This is a genomic window from Anatilimnocola aquadivae (genome assembly GCF_049819085.1).
Lineage (GTDB): Bacteria > Planctomycetota > Planctomycetia > Pirellulales > Pirellulaceae > Anatilimnocola.
The window spans coordinates 7,154,650-7,177,059 of the sequence record NZ_CP187419.1 but is presented as its reverse complement, the minus strand read 5'-3'; the positions used below and the strand labels follow the sequence as shown (position 1 = coordinate 7,177,059).

The 22,410-nt window shown below is 58.5% G+C and carries 5 protein-coding genes; 3 read left to right on the top strand and 2 right to left on the bottom strand.

From position 1 onward, the window contains the following. Positions 1–76 precede the first annotated feature (76 nt). Positions 77–1,141 (bottom strand): BPSS1187 family protein, encoded by a 1,065-nt coding sequence (locus NA78x_RS28370; protein WP_425615744.1) that lies wholly within the window; start codon positions 1,139–1,141, stop codon positions 77–79. A gap of 267 nt (positions 1,142–1,408) precedes the next feature. Between NA78x_RS28370 and NA78x_RS28365 the strand changes: the two genes are divergently transcribed. From NA78x_RS28365 to NA78x_RS28355, 3 genes are all read left to right on the top strand, one after another. Next, entirely contained in the window at positions 1,409–3,925 is a 2,517-nt protein-coding gene (locus tag NA78x_RS28365) for an ATP-binding protein (RefSeq protein WP_425615743.1), read from the top strand. Positions 3,926–4,919: 994 nt separating this feature from the next. Beyond that, entirely contained in the window at positions 4,920–7,520 is a 2,601-nt protein-coding gene (rnr, locus tag NA78x_RS28360; protein WP_425615742.1) for a ribonuclease R, read from the top strand. Between the two features lie 157 nt (positions 7,521–7,677). Beyond that, positions 7,678–9,729 carry a TerD family protein gene (locus NA78x_RS28355; RefSeq protein ID WP_425615741.1) on the top strand — a complete coding sequence of 684 codons (2,052 nt, stop codon included), beginning with the start codon at positions 7,678–7,680 and terminating at the stop codon, positions 9,727–9,729. Between the two features lie 12 nt (positions 9,730–9,741). Here the strand turns inward: NA78x_RS28355 and NA78x_RS28350 are convergent, their stop codons facing one another. After that, complete coding sequence (locus NA78x_RS28350) at positions 9,742–22,218, bottom strand: tandem-95 repeat protein (protein WP_425615740.1); 12,477 nt, start codon at positions 22,216–22,218, stop codon at positions 9,742–9,744. Between the last annotated feature and the right edge of the window lie 192 nt (positions 22,219–22,410).

The following is a 22,410-nucleotide window of genomic DNA, read 5'->3' as shown; positions in this document are numbered from 1 at the left end:
TGAGTTCTGAGACAGGCAGCGTTTCAGGCTCAAGCGGTCGAGTCCGAAACCTTGAACTCCAGGTTCCTGCGAAGATCTATTTCTTTCGCAGATCCTTCTTGCATTCGGGGTCGGCGGGCACGGCATCGCCGACCTGGTCAACGGGGTGTGTAAACAGGTACCGCCAGACAGCTTCGTGAATGAACTTACCATCGGCACCTTTCACGGCAGCGCCGCCGGGCAAACTAGCGTTGTGAGCACGGCCGGCGTCCTTCTTCACGTCGGCATTGGTGATCAAGCGACGGCTGTTCTCGAACGGCGGCTTCACGGCATCGACATCAACGAGCGGACCGTATTCGTGTAGGCCGAGCAGTTCCCACGAGCGGCAATAGTGATCGCCGGTCCAGCCTCCGTCCAAGACGTGCGTAAAGCCGAAGTAACGATTGCCGGGAGTCTTCGAGGGCAACGATTGCCACGATTCGTATTGATCGCGCGGACCAGAGAGCATCACCACGCGAGCCACTTTTTGGTGCTTGGCAAACCGTGCGGCGGTGGTGCTGCCGTGCGAGATACCAGCGAGGATCACGTTGTCCCACTGCAGCGAGTTGCCATCGGCAGCAACGAACTGTTTCCAGTTTCCCTCGGGGTTCATCTTCTGCAGGTGCTTCACAAACTGCAGCGAGCGTTCGGCAATGCTGTCGGGCTTGGGAATGTCGATGTGCGCGCTCACATCCTCGCCAATGGCCGCTTCGAGGCGAATGTTTCCTAGGTGCTGTGAATCGGCCGGGGCGGGTTCCTTGTTGAGCTTGCCGAACCAGCCGTTGGCATAGTGCACCTGAATGTAATGCAACCCATAACCCGAAACGCGCTCGGCCAGTGGTTGGCTGTGCCCCATCAGCCAAATGACGAGTTTGCCCTGCGGCTTCGCACTGGTATCGACGCACGCATGTTGCAAGTCCGCAGGCTTGCCATCCTTGGTAAAGACAAAGCCAATCTCCGGATGCTCCTGGGCTCGCTCATCGATCTTGCTCGCCCGTTCCTTCAGGTCGAACCGCGTTGCTTGCGGCTGTTTCGCCTGTTGCTGTTTGGTCTCTTGCGCGGCGAGTGCGAGTGGCAGGGCAGCGAGCAGCAAGGATGACATCAAGGAGGAGTAATAGTTCATCGTGGCTATCTTTCGAGAAATGTGTTTAGGATCTGGTCAATCTACCAAGTCAGCATGGTGGCGCTGACTCCCCCATTCTGCCCGGGGGAATGCCAGAAGATGTCGCAGGACTAAGTGTCCCTTGTGAAATCATTCACACAGTTGCATAGGTTTATCGTGACAATTTTGCGCACACCCCTCGTAATCGGGTTCCCTAGAGAGACATCGGTTTGCTAAGGTGAATGAGCGTGGACAGCGGCTCATCTCTTCGCTGGCCTGAGACGATTCATGGAACAGGGATCGCCATACATCCTGGAAAGTCCTCGCGCGCAGAGCAAAGACTCTGACGCTGCGTGGCATTCGTTGCTCGATGCCTTGCCGAGTGCTGCTTACATTTGCGATCGCCAGGGGCGCATCATCGCCTGGAACCTGCTGGCCGAGCAACTGTGGCAACAATCGCCCGAGCGTGATGAGGTCGCCACTCATTGGACTGGCCCGTGCCAGGTTCTCTCGGCGACCGGTCTGCCGCTGCCCAGCACCGAATGCTGGGCAGCCCGCGCGGTCTTTTTTGGCGAAGCTTGCCGCGGCCAGCTCGTCACGCTCAGTTTGCCCGATGGCTCTTGCCGCGAAGTGCTCGCGCAGGCGAACCCGCTGCGCGGCAACAAGGCCGACAACGGCTCTGCGCACCACAGCGAACCAATCACCGGCGTGTTGTGTACGCTCACCGATCTGGGCGCGGTGCCTCGTACGGGCGAACCTTGGAACGACGAGCCGTGGCTCGAAAACGAGCAGCGGTTCACTCGCTTCATGCAACATTTGCCCGGGTTGGCTTGGATCAAAGATACCAAGGGTCGTTACGCGTTTGTGAACGACGCCGCGGCTGCCGCCTTTCAGCGGACGCGTGAAGAAATCATTGGCTGCACCGACGAAGAACTGTTTCCGCCGGCTACGGCCGCGGCCTTTCGCGAGAACGATCGCCAGGCACTCAACTCGACCACTCGCTTGGAAACCATCGAAACGCTGCAACAGCCCGATGGTGTGCATCATTCGCTGGTCAGCAAGTTTGTGATTCCCGGCACCGATGGCAAGCCCGCTTGGGTGGCTGGCATGGCCATCGACATTACCGAACGGCTCGAAGCCACCAAAACTCTCGCCAAGATCAAGGACGAACTCGCCGCTCAACTTGCAGACCTGGGACGCTTGCACGACATGAGCGTGCACCTTTCCAGCACGCTGGAAATGCGCCCCACACTGTTGGAGATGCTGCGCACAGCGACCACCTTCGAAGGTACCGCCCGAGGCATTGTGTCGCTCTACGACGAAGAGCACGATTGCCTGCGCGTGGGAGCCAGCTTGGGGTTCTCGGACGAGTTCGTGCAGTCCATTGATCGTGTCGAGCAGGGCACAGGTGCGAGCGGCGAGTGCCTGCGCACCAAAGAGCGAGTGGTGGTGCAGGACATCGAAGACTCGCCCCTCTTCGACGATTTCCGCTGCCAGGCGCGCGAAGCTGGCTTTCGCGCGGTTCATGCCACACCGCTGCTGACGCGAGGTGGTCGATTCATCGGAGTGCTGGCGACGTACTTCATGAATCCACACCTGCCGACTTCGCGCGAGTTGCACCTCGTCGATCTCTGCACCCGGCAAGCCGTCGACTACATCGAAAATGCACAGCTTTATGCACAGCTGCGCGAAGCCGACCGCCGCAAAGACGAGTTCCTGGCCATGCTCGCGCACGAACTGCGCAATCCACTGGCGCCGCTCAGCAACTCGCTGCACATCCTGCGGCTCTGCGAAGAACTGAGCCCCGCTGCGCATCACGTTCGCGAGATCATGGAGCGGCAAGTGCAGCACATGGTCCGCCTTGTCGACGACTTGCTCGAAGTCTCGCGCATCACGCGTGGCAAGATCGTCCTCCGCAAGGAGCCTGTCGAACTGCTTACGGTGGTTGGTAGCGCCGTCGAAGCGAGTCGCCCGCTGATCGAAGCTGCGCGGCATCATTTGCATATCGACTTGCCTGGCTATCCACTGTGCGTCGAAGGGGACTCGGTGCGCTTGGCCCAGGTAATGACCAATCTCTTGAACAACGCCGCCAAGTACACCGAAGAAGGTGGCGAGATCTGGATCAGTGCCCGGCGTGAAGGAGAGACCGCCGTCATCTCGGTGCGCGATGCTGGCCTGGGCATCTCGGCCGAAATGCTTCCCAAAATCTTCGATATGTTCTCGCAAGTCGACCGTACAACTCGCCGCGCGCAAGGTGGACTCGGTATCGGCCTCACACTGGCTAAAAGCCTGGTGCAAATGCACGGTGGCACTATCGAGGCGACCAGCGACGGAGTCGGATGCGGCAGCGAATTCATCGTGCACTTGCCACTGGCGCTTCGCTCGTTGCCGGTCCTACCCACGCACGCAAATAACGGCTCGCAAGCTTTGGCGGACTTGCCGCGACGGCGAATCTTGGTGGTCGACGATACCCGCGCAGCGGTTTATACAATGGGCCGGTTGCTCGAAACGATGGGACAGCACGTGCGCACCGCCAGCAGCGGCAAAGAAGCCCTGCAGCATGTCGAGCGCGAACCGTTCGACGTCATCATTTCCGATATCGGCATGCCCGAGATGGACGGCTACGAACTGGCCGACAAACTCCGCAAGCATCCCAAGGCGGCCCATGTCGTGCTCGTCGCCCTCACCGGGTATGGCCAGGACAGCGACAAGCTGCAAGCTCGCGAAGCGGGCTTCGATTACCACCTGGTCAAACCCGCCAGCTTCGACGCCCTCCGAGATCTGCTCGCCGAACTGCCGCTCTAATTTTTCCTCCTCTGCGTACTACCAAGAGGCGGTGCCTTTGTCGGAAAGTTAGGCAAGCTGCCCGTAGGATTTCCCCTTGGTGTCTTTCACCTCACCTGCTTAGTCACCGCCGCTGATAACCAATTTTGATAACCTTTTCAGTGATTTTTTCGCGATAACCGTTTGCTTGAACATCTTGCTGACACTCCACTTAGGTGACATAGGTCGAAAAATCTGGCGAAAAGGTGATAACCACTTTCGACCGCCTTACGGATCCCGTTTTCTCGGCTCCTGGCGAACGGTTCGCGAGACAATTCCAAGTCGACTCGCCAACTGCAAGCCATCACCAACCCCGCGAGTAGACAATCGACCCCAGACGACATGTCCTGGCGCCAACCGCAGTCGCTGAATCGCTCATCTTAAATCTGCGCGCAGGTTCGTTAACTGAACCACCAATGGCGGTTCAGCTTCTCGACGAGCCCTTGTACAGGTTGCCCGCGCAAACGCGGGTCAACGAGCATCAAACACCGACGCAAACTGAAATCTGCCCGACCCGTGATTCTTTGTCAAACAACAAAATGCGTTACCCCACTCCCTACCCGCGCCACCTATGTCCTGAACCAAATCTGTTACCTATGTCCTGAATGCACCACCTCTGACTCCCAACCTCCGCAACTAAAATCCCCTTGTTTTTCCCCAGAGTGTGCTATACTTCCTGGAGTGAGTGAAGAAATATTGGCTGGCGGCGCGAACCTTTTCTGCCCCGCGTACGTCTTTGTACTTAATCACCGGTCTGGCTGTTGCTGGCCGAAAGCGAGTTCTGTCTCGCTGCTTTTAGGGCCAAGTTTGAAGAAAACGGATCCAGAAAAAAGCCTGGACGCATTGTTTGCTGGCCCACCCATTGCCGCTGTTGTTCAGTGGCTTCCCACGATCGGCTCGTCGCGCACCAAAGCCTGCCTCGCGCTGCCGAATCGAAAATTGCACATGTAGCAGGCTGGTTTTGTAGACTGTAGGAATGATGAATCCAGAAGAAAATGAAGTTTCCCCTCCCGAAGTGCCCCCATCACAGGACGAGCAGCTGACGGCAGCTGAAGAAGCGTCCTTGGCCGCCACCGAGCTTGATGACGTCGAAGAAGTCGACGCTGAGTCGGAGGCACCCGATGAGGACACCAACGAAGAGGCCGCTGAGCCTGTTCGTGAAAAGGCATCGCCCGCCGCCCGCAAGCTGGAGCCGATGGTACTCGCGCACGTGCTGCGGCCGGAGTATCAGCCGGTCAAGCCGCGCGTGATTGCCAAACAACTCAAGCTCGCCACCGAGCAACACCAGGCGCTCAAGATTTGCATCCGCCGCCTGGTCAAAGCGGGCAAGCTCTCGTACGGCTCCGGCCATATCGTGCGCCCCCCCGTCAGTCGCGATGCGAAGCCCGCACCCGTCGTGGTGCAGACCAACGCCGAGGCGCTCGAGCGCGTGCGAGAATTGAAATCCAAGATCAAGGCCGACAAGCCCAAGGCTCCCGAGCGAGGGCTCGTCACCGGCAAGTTCCGCCGGGCCGCCAAAGGTTTTGGCTTTGTCCGCCCGCTGGGCACTCCCCGCAGTGCCGAGCGCACCATGGACATCTTCATCCCGCTGAAGAACACCGGCGATGCCGCCAGCGGCGATACGGTGATTGTGCGAATCAGCCGCAATCGCGGCGGGTTCGAGGAAGATCAACAGAAACTGCCGAAGATCAGCGGCGAGATCATCAAGGTCGCCGAGCGCAGTACGCACCAGTTTGTCGGTGTGTACAAAGAGGTCGATGGCGCAGCCTTCGTCGAAATCGACGCCAAGATGTTCGCCAATCCGGTCCCCGTCGGCGATCCCGGCGCGAAAGGTGCCGCGCCGAACGACAAGGTCGTCGTGGAGATGGTGCAGTTCCCCTCGCACTACGATGACGGCGAAGCGGTCATCACCGAAGTACTCGGCAAGCGTGGCGAGCCAGGGGTCGACCTGCTCTCGATCATTCGCGAATTTGCCTTGCCGGAAGAATTTCCGGAAGACGTGGTTGAAGCCGCTCGGCAAGAAGCCGAACGATTTGATGAAGCCATCGGCGATCGACTCGATCTGACCGAGTCAACGATCATCACCATCGACCCTGTCGATGCCCGCGACTTTGACGATGCGATTTCGCTCGTTCGTCACGACAACGGCCATTGGACGCTCGGCGTGCACATTGCCGACGTGTCGCACTTCGTACAATTGAAGTCGCCTCTCGATCGCGAAGCCCGCGAACGGGCCACGAGCGTCTACTTGCCGGACCGCGTCATCCCGATGCTGCCGGAAGTGATCAGCAACAACCTGGCCAGTTTGCAACCCAACAAGGTCCGCTACACGCAGACGGCGTTGATCGAATTCAACGCGGCCGGTGTGCCGGTGCACAGCGAGTTCCATCGCAGTGCGATCAAGAGCTGCCGGCGTTTCACCTATGAAGAAGTTGACGAGTATCTCGCTAATCCCGAACCTTGGCGAACCAAGCTGTCGCCAGCAGTCTTCGAACTGCTGGGGCGGATGCACGAACTGGCGATGATCCTGCGCAAGCGGCGGTTAGAAGCCGGCGCGATCGAACTGACGTTGCCAGAAGTAAAGATCGACCTCGATCGTCGCGGTGAAGTGGTCGGTGCGCACGTGGTGAAGAACACCGTGAGCCACCAGATCATCGAAGAGTTCATGTTGGCCGCCAACGAAGCGACCGCTCGCTTGCTCTTTGAGCGCGAGTTGCCGTTCCTACGCCGCGTACACGAACATCCGGACCTGCGTAAGCTGCTGGCGCTCAACGGCTTCATCAAAGAGTTGGGGATCGAATGCGGCGAAATGGCCAATCGCTTTGAAGTGAAGCGCATCATCGGTGAAGTTGCCGGCTGTGCCGAAGAGCATGCCGTGAACTATGCCGTGCTGCGGAGCATGCAGAAGGCGGTTTATAGCCCGGTAGAAGAAGGGCATTACGCGCTCAACAGCGATCACTACTGTCACTTCACCTCGCCGATTCGTCGCTACCCAGACTTGACCATTCATCGCATGATCGACGCCATCTGCCGCGGCAAAAAGCCGCTGGCCGATTTCGATCGCCAGATGTTGCTGGGCGAACACTGCAGCGAGCGCGAACAGCGAGCCGAAAAGGCCGAGCGCGAACTGACCAAGATGAAGCTGCTGACCTACCTGGCCAAGAAGATCGGCATGCGAATGCAGGCCGTCATCACCGGCGTCGAAGAGTACGGGCTGTTCGCCCAAGGTATCGACTTGCCTGCCGAAGGCATGGTGCGACTCGAAACGCTCAGTGACGACTACTATCGCTACGACGGTGCGACGCACAGCCTGGTTGGCTTCCGCGCGGGAAATCGCTACCGCCTGGGCGATCGCATTCAGGTGGAAGTGGCCCACGTCGATATCGATCGCCGCGAGCTCGACTTTCGCGTGACCAAGCGAATGGACGACACCGTCCCACGCCGCGGGGGACCATCGCTCGGTGGTCGCCGTCGCCCCGAAGGGAAAGATGCCATCAAAGACCAGCGAGGTCCCTTCCGCGGCAAAAGTGGCGGCGCCGGCAAGCCCAAACCCAAAGGCCGCCGCCGCAGAGATTAATTCTCTGGCAAACTGGAATTGAGTTGAACCTTTTTATACCCACCGGTATCCTTCTCGTGTGGCTATGAGGGTTCTTCCTTCTAATTGCAAACCTAGAGTCCTCGCTTTCCACTTTTCGCCTGCCTTACCGGTGGGCGATTTTTATTGGGCGGTGCAGATGAACAGCGTCTTCTTGAGGCGAGCTCGCAAGGTCTATGTACCTGAAGGTTGTGCACAGTGGACTGACGCGCATATCGGCGCGTTTCAGAAAAATGTCGAAAGCCTAGGCTTCGTTTGCTCGCCGACACTCTTGGATCGAGTACGGACACTGCCGCTCGAGCAGCTGGAGTCTTTTTACGAGGAGTTGATTAAGGCACTACAGCAACTCGTGGGAGCCCACCAAGTCTTCGAACCGTTTTATCCGAACTTTCCCCGCCAAGTCATGGAGATGGCCGAAGCCGAACTGTATCTGAATGCTACTTGTCATTACGCGACGAATTTGAAGCTAACCTTCGAACGTGAGCCACGGCAACCGCTACAAGAAGCGACAGAACGTCGGCTGATCGAGCTGGGAACTCCCGAAGAGTTCGAGCGGATCTTTACGCGGTTGGTCTCAGCGAAGACCTCGCTATCTCTGCAAGACAAGGAGGACGTAGCTTGGTTCATCTCGCAGCACCGCGATGACATCCAGCGTATACTGCCTCAAGCCATTCCCTTCAAGGAAAATCTCGCCGTTGTCGGCGCTGCGCTTCTCCGTAGTACATCGCTTGTAGAGTACCTGGGAAAGCAAATTCAAACGGCAACGGATGTGTTACGACTGGCTGTGGCGTTATGCGATGGCGACGTCTCACTCGCTGAGCCAACTAAATTCAAGGGCATTCGCCGGCAGCAGCGGCGGACTTTGCTCGGCTGGTTAGAACGGCTGGCGAATCCGACCGAAGATATGCTGCGCTGGAAACAAACTTGGAAGCGTCTCGGTGAGGCCCTTCACCCGGGCGAGTATGCAACTCAATTTCCGAAGACAAATGCCGCCTTTCAAATTCTTCGGGACGACAAGCAATTCTCAACCTTTAACGGCTCTGTTGAAGATGCACTCCACCGGCGAGATGTACCCGCCGCCATTGAACTCCTCCTTCAGCGACCGGGGGAACTTACTCGGCGCTTGGATCATTTACTGCGACTGGGTAGAGCAGAACACGTGCTTGCCGCGTTTCGTCAAATTGTCGATCACACAGCCACTCCCATGCTACTGCAAGTGCTCTGTCACTTCGGTTTACGCAGCAAGCCGATGGGGGGTCGCACAGTGTTCCCGAAAGGGGAAGTGGCAAAAGCACAGGTATTGCCGAGTACTTTTCCGCCTCTACCCGCGGATACGACGGGACTGGTCGAAGCAATAGCCAGAGAGTCGCTGTCTCGCCGATTTGCGCAGCGGTCGCCGCTTGGCAAGTGTCATATTGATCCCCGACTAGGGAGCTACCTTGTCCCATTTTCTCAGCGCTCGGCCTCTAAGTCGTTACGAACGCTGGTGCGTGGCAGTCGAGTGCCAATGCCTGCAGCGAAATTCATCCGCTTCTTTCTTTGGTGGAAAAACGGGACGAGCAGGACTGACATCGATCTATCGGCGGTGATTTTCAACGAGCAATACCGCTACATCGACGTTTTGTCGTATTACCAATTGAAAGGGTACGGCGGGCATCACAGCGGTGATATCGTTGATGCACCGAATGGCGCGTGCGAGTTCATTGATCTTGATATTGCGCGAATGATTGCGCAACAGGCTCGTTACATCGTTATGACGGTTCATAGCTTTACGCAGCAACCGTACTGCGATCTGCCTGAGTGTTTTGCGGGTTGGATGGGTCGACAGCACGCAAACTCCGGCGAGATTTTCGAGCCACGAACGGTGCAGGACAAGGTTGATGTTACAGCGAACACAAGGATTTGTATTCCACTCATCTTGGACCTAGTCACGCGGCAAGTTGTGTGGACTGATCTGGCTCTGCGAAAGAGTCCCGCGTGGAACAACGTGGCACAGAACATCTCTGGAATCTCGAATATGCTGTACGGGCTAACTCACCTTGTTAAGCCAAATCTCCACGCGTTGCTTTCGCTCCACGCACAGGCTCGCGGTCAGTTGGTAACAGATGCTGCGGAAGCCGATACCGTCTTCTCTGTGGAGCAAGGAATAACTCCGTTTGATTTCGACCGCATTGCAGCCGACTTTCTCTAGAGGCTTCGTTTCTCACGGAAAACGTCGATCGTTGCCGTGCTCGGGCGAGAAGCGATAGTCGGGCGTGAGATCGCCAGTTCCTCGGTAGAAATCGTCATCGCCCGATGCGCCGAAGAGCGTATCGACGGCCGCGTCATCGGGCGAGAGCACGCTGGTGGCGAGATTTCCCGGATGGGAAGCGACCCAGGTGGCCAGCATCTGCAGGAGTTCCGTTGTAAACGCTTCGTTCGTGGTGGTGATCTCGCCGCCGATCAGCAGATCGCGGTTCTCCTCACCGAATAGCTGATCGCTGCCAAAGCCGCCGATCAGCATATCGTCGCCACTGCTGCCTGAGAGCGTGTCGTTGCCGTCGTTGCCGGCAATCACGTCGTCGCCGAGTCCGCCGTAGATCGCATCGTTGCCGCTGCCACCCAGGATGAAGTCTGGACCGTCGCCGCCAAAGATAACGTCGTCCCCTGCATTGCCACGCAGGTAGTTGTCGCCCGCATAGCCCATGATGCGATCATTGCCCCCGCCGCCATAGACGACGTCTCGGTCATTGCCGCCGGTAATGACGTCGTTGCCACCGAGCAGAGCATCAACATCCGTTTCGTCACCCCGCACGATGTTGTTTCCGTCGCCAGCCGCAACGATGTCGTTGCCGAGACCACCCGTAATGTGATCTTCGCCCGCACCCGTCAAGGCGATATCGTCGCCAGCACCCAAATCGATGTTCGCGAGATTGGTAATTCCGCGCAGCACGACATAGTCGTTGGCATCGCCGGTGCGAATGGACAGGTGATTTGGAAAACCCTCTAGCAGTGGATAGATGGTTGAGTCGGTGCCCGTGCGCACCAGGACTGAGCTTGGCGACACGCGGGAGATGAGGAACGTGTCTTCTCGGGGGGTACCGTCCGCCAAGAGAACACCTTGGATGACTTGCACCGTGGCGACAGGAGCTTGGGTGACGATGCGCACCGTCGCCGTATCGCTAAACTCGCCGTCCGAAACGCGGAAGGTGAAGACATCGACGCCGGTGAAGCCTGCGTTGGGCTGATAGGTGAACGCGCCGGTGGCTGTGTTCAGGGAAGTGAGCGTTCCGCTGACGGGCGACATCAAGAGCGTGTAGGTGAGCGAAGGGCCATCCGCATCGTTGACTTGCAACTGACCGCTAACGGCCGTGTCGAACGGCGTATTCAGGCTGCTGTCGCTGGCGACCGGCGCTCGATTTGCGCGGATGACTTCGACCGTAAAGTTCGTGGTGGTTAGTCCGTCGTCGGCATCATCCCAAATGCCGTTCAGGCCCCAATCGCGAACGGTAACCATAATGACGCTCGTGCCGATTTGATCGAACTCGGAAGCGAATGTCAGACTGGCCGACGAATCGGGTAAAGTGTACGTGACGCTGGGAGACGGAATGAGGCCAGCATTGCTGCTGCTTGCCGTTACCCGCAGCGATTGCGTCTCACCACCGCCGGCGGTGATGCCGCTGAGCAACACTGTTTGCGGGCCGGCGTTCTCGACAACCGTAAGGTTGCTCACGGGAGCTATCGTCGGGGCATCGTTGGTCGGGTTGACGGTAATGACGAACGACTGTGTGGCACTCGTATTCACGCCGCCATTATCGGTGCCGCCTAGATCGGTGACTCGCACGACAATCGTAGCTGTACCGGAAGCATTGGCGGTGGTGGTGTAGGTGAGCGTGCCGGACTCGCTGATGGCCGGTGGAACCGCGAACAGCGGACTATTGCTGTTGCTCTCGATCACAAAACCGACGGTGCCCGTTTCATTGATGCCCGCCGAGATATCGGTTGCCCACAGTGGAATCGACTGCGGACCGGCATCCTCCAGCACCGCTTGATCGAGGCCCTTGGTGAAACTCGGGGCATCGTTGACCGGCGTGAGATTGATAACGAACGTCTGCTCAGTGCTTTCGTTTATGCCCGAGTTGGCCGTGCCACCAAGATCCGCCAGTTTGACGGTGATGGTGGCCGTGCCATGTGCGTTCGTTGCCGGTGTGTAGGTGAGCGTGCCGTTCGGTGCGATCGCTAGCTGCAAAGCGAACAGATCGGGTCGACTGTTGCCAGTGACTACAAACGCCACGCCTTCGCTCTCGTTCGTCCCCGCGGAGATTGCCGTGGCCCAGTTTGCAACCGTTTGCGCTCCGACGTCTTCGAGCACCGTTTGATCGGCACCCTTCACAAAGCTGGGCGCATCGTTGACATTCGTCACGTTAATGACAAACGTCTGGATCGCACTTTGGTTCACGCCGCTGTTCGTGATGCCACCATCATCATTGATCCGCAGACCAATGGTCGCACTGCCGTAAGCATTCGCGGCCAGGGTATAGGTCAGCGCACCGGCGGGCGAAACTGCGGGAGCCACGGCGAACAACGCGGGATTGTCGTTGCTTTCAATCGTGAAGTTAACCGCACTGCCCGCTTCATTCGGGCCCGGTGACATTGCCAGCACCCAGTTGGTAACCGTCTGCGGACCGGCATCCTCTAGCACCGATTGGTCTGGGCCCTTGGTGAAGCTCGGAGCATCGTTGACCGGTGTGAGATTGATAACGAACGTCTGCTCGGCACTTTCGTTCACGCCCAAGTTGGCCGTGCCACCCAGGTCGGTCAGTTTGATAGTGATGGTAGCGCTACCATAGGCATTCGCCGCGGGGGTATAGGTGAGCGTGCCGTTCGGTGCGATCGCGGGCTGCGACGCGAACATATCGGGTCGACTGTTGCCAGTGACTACAAACGCCACGCCTTCGCTCTCGTTCGTCCCCGCGGAGATTGCCGTGGCCCAGTTTGCAACCGTTTGCGCTCCGACGTCTTCGAGCACCGTTTGATCGGCACCCTTCGTGAAACTTGGCGCATCGTTGACATTGGTCACGTTGATGACAAACGTCTGGATCGCACTTTGATTCACGCCGCTGTTCGCGATTCCGCCATCATCATTGATCCGGAGGCCAATGGTCGCACTGCCGTGCACATTTGCGGCCAGCGTATAAGTGAGCACGCCCGCGGGCGAAACTGCGGGAGCAACGGCGAACAACCCAGGGTTGTCGTTGCTTTCAACCGTAAAGTTGACCGCACTGCCCGCTTCGTTCGGGCCCGGCGACATTGCCAGCACCCAGTTGATAACCGTCTGCGGACCGGCATCTTCTAGCACCGATTGATCGGGGCCCTTGGTAAAACTTGGAGGATCATTGACCGGCGTGAGATTGATCACGAAAGTCTGCTCGGCGCTTTCATTCACGCCCGAGTTGGCCGTGCCGCCGTTGTCGATTGCTTTCACGCGAATCGTGGCACTGCCGTGAGCATTTGGTGCCGGCGTGTAGCTGAGCGTACCATCGGGCCCGATGCTGGGGCCGGCCGAGAAGAGATCGGGACGATCGTTCCCGGAAACGGTGAAGGAAACAGCATCATTCTCCAAGGGGCCAGACAGAATATTGGTCGCCCAGTTTGCGACGGTTTGCGGCACGGCGTCTTCGAGCACCGTTTGATCGGCACCCTTCGCAAAACTGGGCGCGTCGTTGACGGGTGTCAGCGTAATGGTGAATGTCTGTGTCGCACTGGTATTCGCGCCGCCAAGGTCGGTGCCGCCGTTATCGGACAGATCCAACGCGATGGTCGCTGTGCCATGGGCATTCGGGGCTGGAGTAAACGTCAGCACGCCGGTGCTGGAGATCGTCGGTCCGGCGGCAAACAGCTCAGGCCGAGAGTTGGTGCGAATGTTGAACGTCACCGCATCGGCTTCGTTCGGCCCCGAAGAAATGAGAGTGGCCCAGTTGGTCGATTGCGGAGCCGCGTCCTCTAACACCGAGACGTCAGCCCCCTTCGTAAAGCTGGGGGCGTCGTTCACGGCATTTACGGTCACCAGAAAGCTGGTGAGTGTGACGCCATCGTCGGCATTGTCCATGATTCCGTCGTGACCGGCATCGCGCACAGTGACGGTAATGGTCGCCGTGCCGTTGGCGTTCGCATTCGGCGAATACGCCAGGCTGCCCGTGGGATTCGCCGAGATGTAGGTAACAACGGGATCGGGAATCAGAGTTGGATGGCTGCTGGCCGCAGTGATTTTCAACGTCTGCGTTTCACCGCCGGTAGTGACGCCGCTGAAGTTTACCGTTTGTGAGCCGGCGTCTTCGTTGATCGTTTGCGGGGCAATGGTGTTGATCGTCGGCGGAATGTTAGCAGCCTGCGGGCTGACGTTGATGGTGAACGTCTGCGTGGCACTGGTATCGCTGCCGCCGTTCGCAATGCCCGCATCGTCCTTCAAGAATACGCTAATGGTTGCCGAGCCGCTTTGCCCCGTGGCGGTCGTGAACGTCAGTGTGCCGTTGCTGGCGATGGCAGGAGCCACGGCAAACAGCCCAGGGTTGGTTAGCACTGTAACGGTGAAGGTGAGCGTTTGGCCGCCTTCGTTAAGGGCTCCCGCCGAGATATTCGTCGCCCAGGCTGGCAACGTCTGCTGGCCAGCATTGAAAAACGCAGTCGGATCGGCCCCCTTAGTGAAGCTCGGGGCGTCGTTCACCGCCGTGAGACTAATCGTGAACGTCTGCTCGGCACTTTCGTTCACGCCACCGACCGGTCCATTGTCGACCAGCTTGACTCGGATCGTCGCGGTGCCGTTGGCATTCAAAGCCGGCGTGTAGGTGAGCGTGCCGTTGGCTGCGATACTCGGTCCTACTGCAAACAGGTCCGGGCGGTCGTTCGACGTGATCACGAAGTTGACGGAGTCGTTTTCGTTAGGCCCAGACAAGATGGCTGTCGCCCAGTTCCCAACCGATTGCGCGGCGGCATCTTCCAGAACCGCTTGATCTGCTCCCTTAGTGAAACTGGGGGCGTCATTCACGGCATTCACAGTCACCGTGAAGTGCTGCGAGAACGTGCCATCGTCGCCGTTGCCAGCGATCCCATCGAGACCGGCATCGTGCACGGTGACGGTGATCTTAGCGGTGCCCGACTTATTTGCAGCGGGCGTGAACTGAAGCGAAGCGGTGCTGCTGGGGGAGGTGTACGGCAACAGCGTTGGTGTGGGGATCAGGTCGGCGTTGTCGCTGACAACTGTGATTGACAGATCCTGTGTTTCGAGCGGTCCAGCGGTGATGCCGGAAAGTGCGACGGTTTGTGTAATTGCATCTTCGGCGATGGTGACGTCGCTAATGGCGATCAGACTCGGTGCATCATTCACCGGATTGACGGTGACGTCGAAATGCTGGCTGAAGGTCGCATCGTCGCCGTTGCCGGCAATGCCATCAAGGCCGGCATCTCGCACGGTGACGGTGATCTTCGCACTGCCCGATTTATTTGCGACCGGAGAGTACGAGAGGACTGCGGTGCTACTCGGCGAAGTGTAGGGAACGCTCGGATCGGGGATCAGGCCGGGATTGTCGCTCGTTGCAATTACGGTGAGGTTCTGCGTTTCACCACCGCCGGCGGTGATGCCGCTCAAATTCACGGTCTGTGTGGCTGCATCTTCGTTGATGCTAACGATCGCAGGCAAGATCGCTGCGAGCGTGGGCGTGTCGTTCGCTGCGGTGACGGTTACGAATAGCTGCTGGTCGAAGGTTGCGTCGTCAGCGGTGTTCAGAATGCCGTCGAAGCCCGCATCGCGGACGGTTACGGTAATCTTCGCCGTGCCTGATTGAGCGGCGACAGGCGTGAATTGCAGCGTCGCCGTGCTGCTGGGTGACGTGTACGGCAGAATCGTGGGAGTACCGGTCAAAGCCGCGTTGTCGCTGACGGCAGTGACGCTGAGCAGTTGGCTCTCAAACTGCCCTGCAGTGATGCCGGTCAGAGCAACCGTCTTCGTTTCTGAATCTTCGGCGACTGAGACAGAGGCAACAGTATCGAGTGTCGGCGCATCGTTGATTGGATTGACGGTGACCATGAAGTGCTGATCAAAGGTCGCGTCATCCGGTGTAACAAACAGCCCATCAGCACCGGCATCACGCACGGTGACCGTGATCTTGGCGCTGCCCGACTTATTGGCAGCCGGCGCGTAAGAAAGCGTTGCGGTGCTGCTTGGCGATGTGTAGGGAATGCTCGGATTTGGAATCAGATCGGCGTTATCACTGACGGCCGTCACCTTCAGGTTCTGCGTTTCACCACCACCGGCAGTGATGCCCGCTAGGTTCACCGTCTGCGTCGGTGCGTCTTCGTCAATGGTCTTTGAAGCAATCGGGTCTAGCGTCGGTGCATCATTCACCGCCGTCACGTTCACCGTCAGATCCCGACTGAACGAGCCGTCGTCCCCATTCCCGGCGATGCCATCGAGGCCCGCATCTCGCACGGTCACGGTGATCTTGGCGGTACCCGACTGATTAGCTATCGGCGTAATCGAGAACGAAGCCGTGCTGCCTGGTGATGAGTAAGGAACAGTCGGGCTGGGAACCAAGCCGGGATTATCACTAACCGCAGTTACCGTCAGATTCTGCGATTCGCCACCACCGGCGGTGATGCCACTCAGGTTAATCGTCTGCGCAAGTGCGTCTTCATCGATAGTCAGCGGAGCGAGCGAATCGAGCGTCGGCAGATCGTTCTGGGCGTTGACGGTGACGGTGAACTCTTGCTCGGTGCTGCCGTCGTCGGTGTTGCCCGGAATGCCATCGAGGCCAGTGTCGCGCACCGTGACCGTGATCTTGGCACTGCCGGATTTATTCGCAGTTGGGGTGAACTGGATCGAAGCGGTGCTACTAGGTGACGTGTAAGGTAGCAGTGTTGGCGTGGGGATCAGGTCGGTGTTGTCGCTGACAACGGTAAGCGAAAGTGTTTGAGTTTCCAACGGTCCGGCGGTGATGCCGGCGAGTGCCACGGTCTGCGTCGTTGCATCTTCGGCGATGGTTACATCGCTGATCGCAGCTAGAGTTGGCGCATCGTTCACCGGATTGACGGTGACGTCGAAATGTTGGCTGAAGGTCGCATCGTCAATGTTGCCGGCTATGCCATCAAGGCCGGCATCTCGCACGGTGACGGTGATCTTCGCACTGCCCGATTTATTTGCGACCGGAGAGTACGAGAGGACTGCGGTGCCACTCGGCGAAGTGTATGGAACACTCGGATCGGGGATCAGGCCTGGATTGTCGCTCGTTGCAGTAACGGTGAGATTCTGCGATTCGCTGCCGCCGGCCGTGATGCCACTTAGGTTCACGGTTTGCGTGGCTGCATCTTCGTTGATGCTAACCACCGCGGGAATGATCGCTGCGAGCGTTGGTGTGTCATTCGCCGCAGTGACGGTGACGAACAGGTGCTGGTCGAAGGTCGCATCGTCAGCGGTGTTCAAAATGCCATCGAAGCCCGCATCGCGGACGGTCACCGTGATCTTCGCCGTACCCGATTGATCGGCGACGGGTGTGAACTGCAAACTGGCCGTGCTGCTCGGTGAAGTGTAAGGCAGGAGCGTGGGAATTCCAGTCAAAGCCGCGTTGTCGCTGACCGCAGTTACGCTGAGCAGCTGACTCTCGAACTGCCCTGCAGTGATGCCCGTCAGCGCAACCGTCTTCGTTCCTGAATCTTCGGCCACAGACAGTGGTGCGATCGTGTCGAGCGTTGGCGCATCGTTGATCGGGTTCACGGTGACCGTGAAGTGCTGGTCGAAGGTCGCATCGTCCGCAGTGTCAAACAGCCCATCAGCGCCGGCATCACGCACGCTGACCGTGATCTTGGCACTGCCCGACTTATTGGCAGCCGGCGCGTACGAAAGCGCTGCCGTGCTGCTCGGCGAAGAGTAAACAACACCCGGATTCGAAATCAGACCGGTGTTATCGCTGACAGCCGTCACCTTAAGGTTCTGTGTTTCACCGCCACCAGCAGTGATGCCAGCCAGGTTCACCGTCTGCGTGAGCGTGTCTTCGTCGATGGTCTTCGCAGTAATCGCATCCAGCGTTGGCGTGTCATTCACCGCCGTCACGTTAACGGTCAGCTCCCGGCTAAATGATCCGTCGTCCGCATTCCCGGCAATGCCATCGAGGCCCGCATCGCGCACAGTCACGGTGAGCTTGGCGGTACCCGACTGATTCGCAACAGGCGTGATCGAGAATGAAGCTGTGCTGTTCGGCGAAGAGTAAGTAACGCTCGGGCTCGGAATCAAGCCAGGGTTATCACTGACGGCAGTCACCGTTAGGTTCTGCGATTCGCCACCACCGGCGGTGATGCCACTCAGGTTGATCGTTTGTGCGAGGGCATCTTCGTCGATCGTCAGCGGAGCGATCGAATCGAGCGTTGGCAGATCGTTGGCGGGCGTCACGTTCACCATGAAGTGCTGCGAGAACGTGCCGTCGTCGCCGTTACCAGCGATACCATCGAGACCCGCATCGTGCACTGTGACGGTGATCTTGGCAGTGCCCGATTTATTCGCAGCGGGCGTGAACTGCAGCGAAGCGGTGCTACTGGGTGACGTGTACGGCAGCAGCGTTGGAGTGGGAATCAGATCGGTGTTGTCGCTGACAACGGTAAGCGAAAGTGTTTGAGTTTCCAACGCTCCGGCGGTGATGCCGGAAAGTGCTACGGCCTGCGTCGTTGCATCTTCGGCGATGGTGACGTCGCTAATGGCGATCAGTGTTGGTGCATCATTCACCGGATTGACAGTGACGTCAAAATGCTGGCTGAAGGTCGCATCGTCGCCGTTGCCGGCTATACCATCGAGGCCAGCGTCGCGCACGGTAACGGTGATCTTGGCACTGCCGGATTTATTTGCGACAGGTGCGTACGAGAGCACCGCGGTGCTACTCGGCGACGAGTACGGAATGCTTGGATCAGGGACTAGGCCGGGATTGTCGCTCGTCGCAGTCACGGTGAGATTCTGCGTTTCGCCGCCGCCAGCGGTGATGCCGCTCAGGTTCACTGTCTGCGTAGAGGTATCTTCGTTGATGCTAGTCGTCGCGGGAACGATTGCTGTCAATGTGGGCGTGTCGTTCGCTGCGGTGACGGTAACGAACAGTTGCTGATCAAACGTCGCGTCGTCGGCGGTGTTCAGAATGCCGTCGAAGCCTGCATCGCGGACGGTGACGGTAATCTTCGCAGTTCCTGATTGGTCGGCGACAGGCGTGAACTGCAACGAGGCCGTGCTGCTGGGTGAAGTGTACGGCAGAATCGTGGGAGTTCCGGTCAAGGCAGCATTGTCACTCACTGCTGTCACGCTCAGCAATTGACCCTCAAACTGTCCAGCAGTGATGCCGGTCAGAGCTACTGTCTTCGTTCCAGAATCTTCGGCAACGATGACGGGATCGATCGATGCTAGTGTCGGCGCATCGTTGATTGGATTGACGGTGACCGTGAAGTGCTGATCAAAGGTCGCATCATCCGGTGTATCAAACAGCCCATCAGCACCGGCATCACGCACGGTGACGGTAATCTTCGCACTGCCCGACTTATTGGCAGCTGGCGCGTACGAAAGCACAGCGGTATTGCTTGGTGACGAGTAAACCACACCTGGATTCGGAATCAGACCGGTGTTATCGCTGACAGCCGTAATCTTCAGATTCTGCGTTTCGCCACCACCAGCAGTGATGCCCGCCAAATTCACCGTCTGCGTCAGTACATCTTCATCAATGGTCTTTGCAGTAATCGCATCCAGCGTTGGCGTGTCATTCACCGCCGTCACGTTAACGGTCAGCTCCCGGCTAAATGATCCGTCGTCCGCATTCCCGGCAATGCCATCGAGTCCCGCATCGCGCACCGTCACGGTGATTTTGGCGGTGCCGGACTGATTAGCAACAGGCGTGATCGAGAAGGAAGCCGTGCTGCTTGGTGACGAGTAAGGAACGCTCGGGCTCGGAATCAAGCCAGGGTTATCACTGACGGCAGTCACCGTCAGATTCTGCGATTCGCCACCACCGGCGGTGATGCCACTCAGGTTGATCGTTTGTGCGAGGGCATCTTCGTCGATCGTCAGCGGAGCGAGCGAATCGAGCGTTGGCAGATCGTTCTGGGCGTTGACGGTGACGGTGAACTCTTGCTCGGTGCTGCCGTCGTCGGAGTTGCCGGGAATGCCATCGAGGCCAGTGTCGCGCACCGTGACTTTGATCTTGGCAGTACCCGACTTATTCGCCACGGGCGTGAATTGAATCGAAGCGGTGCTACTGGGCGAGGTGTACGGCAGCAGCGTTGGCGTAGGAATCAGATCGGTGTTGTCGCTGATAACCGTGATCGATAGATCCTGCGTTTCGAGCGGCCCGGCGGTGATGCCGCTGAGTGAGATGGTCTTGGTCGCGGCGTCTTCGTCAACCGTCACATCGCTGATCGCGGCGAGCGTCGGCAGGTCGTTCACGGGATTCACGGTGATTGTGAATTCATGAAACGACGTCGCATCGTCGCTATTGCCGGCTACCCCATCGAAGCCCGCATCGCGCACCGTGACGTTGATCTTCGCCGTCCCCGATTGATTGGCGACAGGGGTGTACGAGAGTGTCGCGGTGTTACTCGGCGACGCGTAAGGGAGCAGCGGATCGGGAATCAGGCTGGGGTTGCTGCTAACCGCAGTGAGCGTGAGTGCCTGGCTTTCGCTATCGCCGGCGGTGATGCCGGTCAAGTTGATCAGTTGTGTCAACGCATCTTCGCTGATCGTGGGCCCCGCGACGGGCGTCAGCGTGGGCAAGTCGTTCACGGCGTTCACCGTCACTGTGAACTGTCGCTGCGCGAAACCATCGTCGCTGGTGAGCAGCACGCCATCGGGACCGGCGTCGCGCATCAGCACTTTCACAATCGCTGTGCCACTGGCCGCTGGTGTCAGGGTGTAATTGAGAGTGCCGGTGCTGCTGGGCGAAGTGTACGAAACGGCGGCACTGGCGACGACGGAAGTATCGGGAGTGCCGGCGAGATTCGTAATCGAGGTGATGAAGGCGACTTGCTGTGTTTCGCCACCCGTCGAGATGCCCGTCAGCGGCACGGCTGGGGGCGTCGAGTCCTCATCTACGGTTTGCGAGCTGATCCCTGCCAAGCTCGGCTGATTGTTGGCGAAAATATTGATCGCGGCATCCGCCAGCGCGTCGCTATCGGCATTCGTCGGCGGCGGTCCGAGCGGCAACAGTCCCTCGTTCAACTGTGTGACGATCGGCAGGCCTGCCGACGGCACATAAGAGTTCTGCAGATTGATACGCGTGGTGCCGGTCGGCGCGGTTTGCTTCATGCGAGCGCGAATGACGACCACTTGGCCGTTGGTTGCGGTCGACAGACCACCCACGACGTTCACGAGCAGGCCGATCTTGCCGGGCTCGCTCAGATTGGGATTGAGCGAAGCCATCAACGGGGCAGGCGTGAGCGCACTGCCAAGTGTGACCCCTTCGATGTCCATCACATTGGTATCGTAGGTAATCGCCAGGTCCATCGAGTACAGCGTGGCTGCGGGCGTGCCGTTGGAGTTCAGCACGACCGGAATTTCGACGACGTCAAGCTGCCCTTGCGCAGCCGTCAGATTTTGCGGCATGCTGAGCGTCCAGGCTTGGTCGACCGTCAGCAGAAAATCTTCCGTCGCGGTTTTTCCCCCGGCATCGGTCACGGTGACCGTCACGGTGGTGGTACCCGTACCAGCGACCGGTGTGGCAGTGAGGGTTCGGTTCGCACCCGAGCCACTGAAGACGATATTCGCGCTCGGCAGTACCGCCGGATTGCTCGAGGTCGCACTTACGTTGAGCAACCCAGCCGCAGTCTCCGTGTCGCCAACCGTAAAGTTCACCAACTTGGGCGTGTACGAAAGGGTCGATTGATCGGCAATCGCCGAGATCGTCGGCGCCACATTGGGAGCAGCTGTTGTTACCCGGATGTTGTCGATGCCAATCGCGTCGCGCAAGCCTGGCGTCGCAGAGGACTCACTATTTGACCAGCGTAAATCCAAAGACGCGCCCGAGGGGATGGTGACGCCAGTCAGAGTGATCGACTTAGTTGTTGCCAAGACAAAGTTAAAGTTGCCAGCACCAGAGGGGGTGTTGTAGTCGAGCGAGGGGACAGATATCCAATTTGCATCCTCATCAATCTGATACGACAAACTCATACTCGTGCCGACAACGGAATTATCGCGTACCCAGTAATCAAACGAGATAGTCGGGTCCTGGACGGCAACATTGTCGTTGTACACCCGCAGAGTGAGGTCGCCTGGCGTCCACTCGCCAGCAGATGGATTGATCGCGAAAAACCGATTCCCGGCAGCGGCATCGAAAGTATAAAACCCACCATTCGCGTCGTAAAACTCATCTCTCAAGCCTCGTGCAGGCTGCCCCGTGGTTTTGACGGATCCTGGCGTGACATTAAACATTGCGTTGGAAAAGCCGCTAGCAGTCCAAACATCCGAATCCAACTGCCCCACACCAGGAGTGTGGTGGAACCCCGCCGCTGCGTAAGTATTAAAGTCCTCCAGAAAATTGATCGCCATCATGCGGCGATCTTCCAGGCACTCAAAGCGGGCGAGAAAGTGTCGGCGAGTTGCTTCTTGGTTTACCCGGCGGCGTTTGCGCGAGGCGAGCTTGCCAGCGCGAGGAGCAGGGTCGCGATTGCGATCAGAGGGCGCAGGCTGCATGAACGGTCGGCTCCGGGCGAGTAAATCAGCAGCGGTCAATCAGCGAGGGAACGACGTAGGCAAGGCAATGTCAGCAGATACCAGGGCGGCCAGGTTTCAAGGACGAACTGTCTGCTTACAACCCCTTATTACGATACGGGTTGGAACACCGATCTTGGTGCAAGCCCCCCTTAAAGTCAAGCAATTGACGAG

Bases quoted from the DNA above. Each gene is read 5' to 3' on its own strand.
- rnr (WP_425615742.1), top strand. From the start codon at position 4,920: ATGATGAATCCAGAAGAAAATGAAGTTTCCCCTCCCGAAGTGCCCCCA.
- NA78x_RS28365 (WP_425615743.1), top strand. From the start codon at position 1,409: ATGGAACAGGGATCGCCATACATCCTGGAAAGTCCTCGCGCGCAGAGC.
- NA78x_RS28355 (WP_425615741.1), top strand. From the start codon at position 7,678: ATGAACAGCGTCTTCTTGAGGCGAGCTCGCAAGGTCTATGTACCTGAA.
- NA78x_RS28370 (WP_425615744.1), bottom strand. From the start codon at position 1,141: ATGAACTATTACTCCTCCTTGATGTCATCCTTGCTGCTCGCTGCCCTG.
- NA78x_RS28350 (WP_425615740.1), bottom strand. From the start codon at position 22,218: ATGCAGCCTGCGCCCTCTGATCGCAATCGCGACCCTGCTCCTCGCGCT.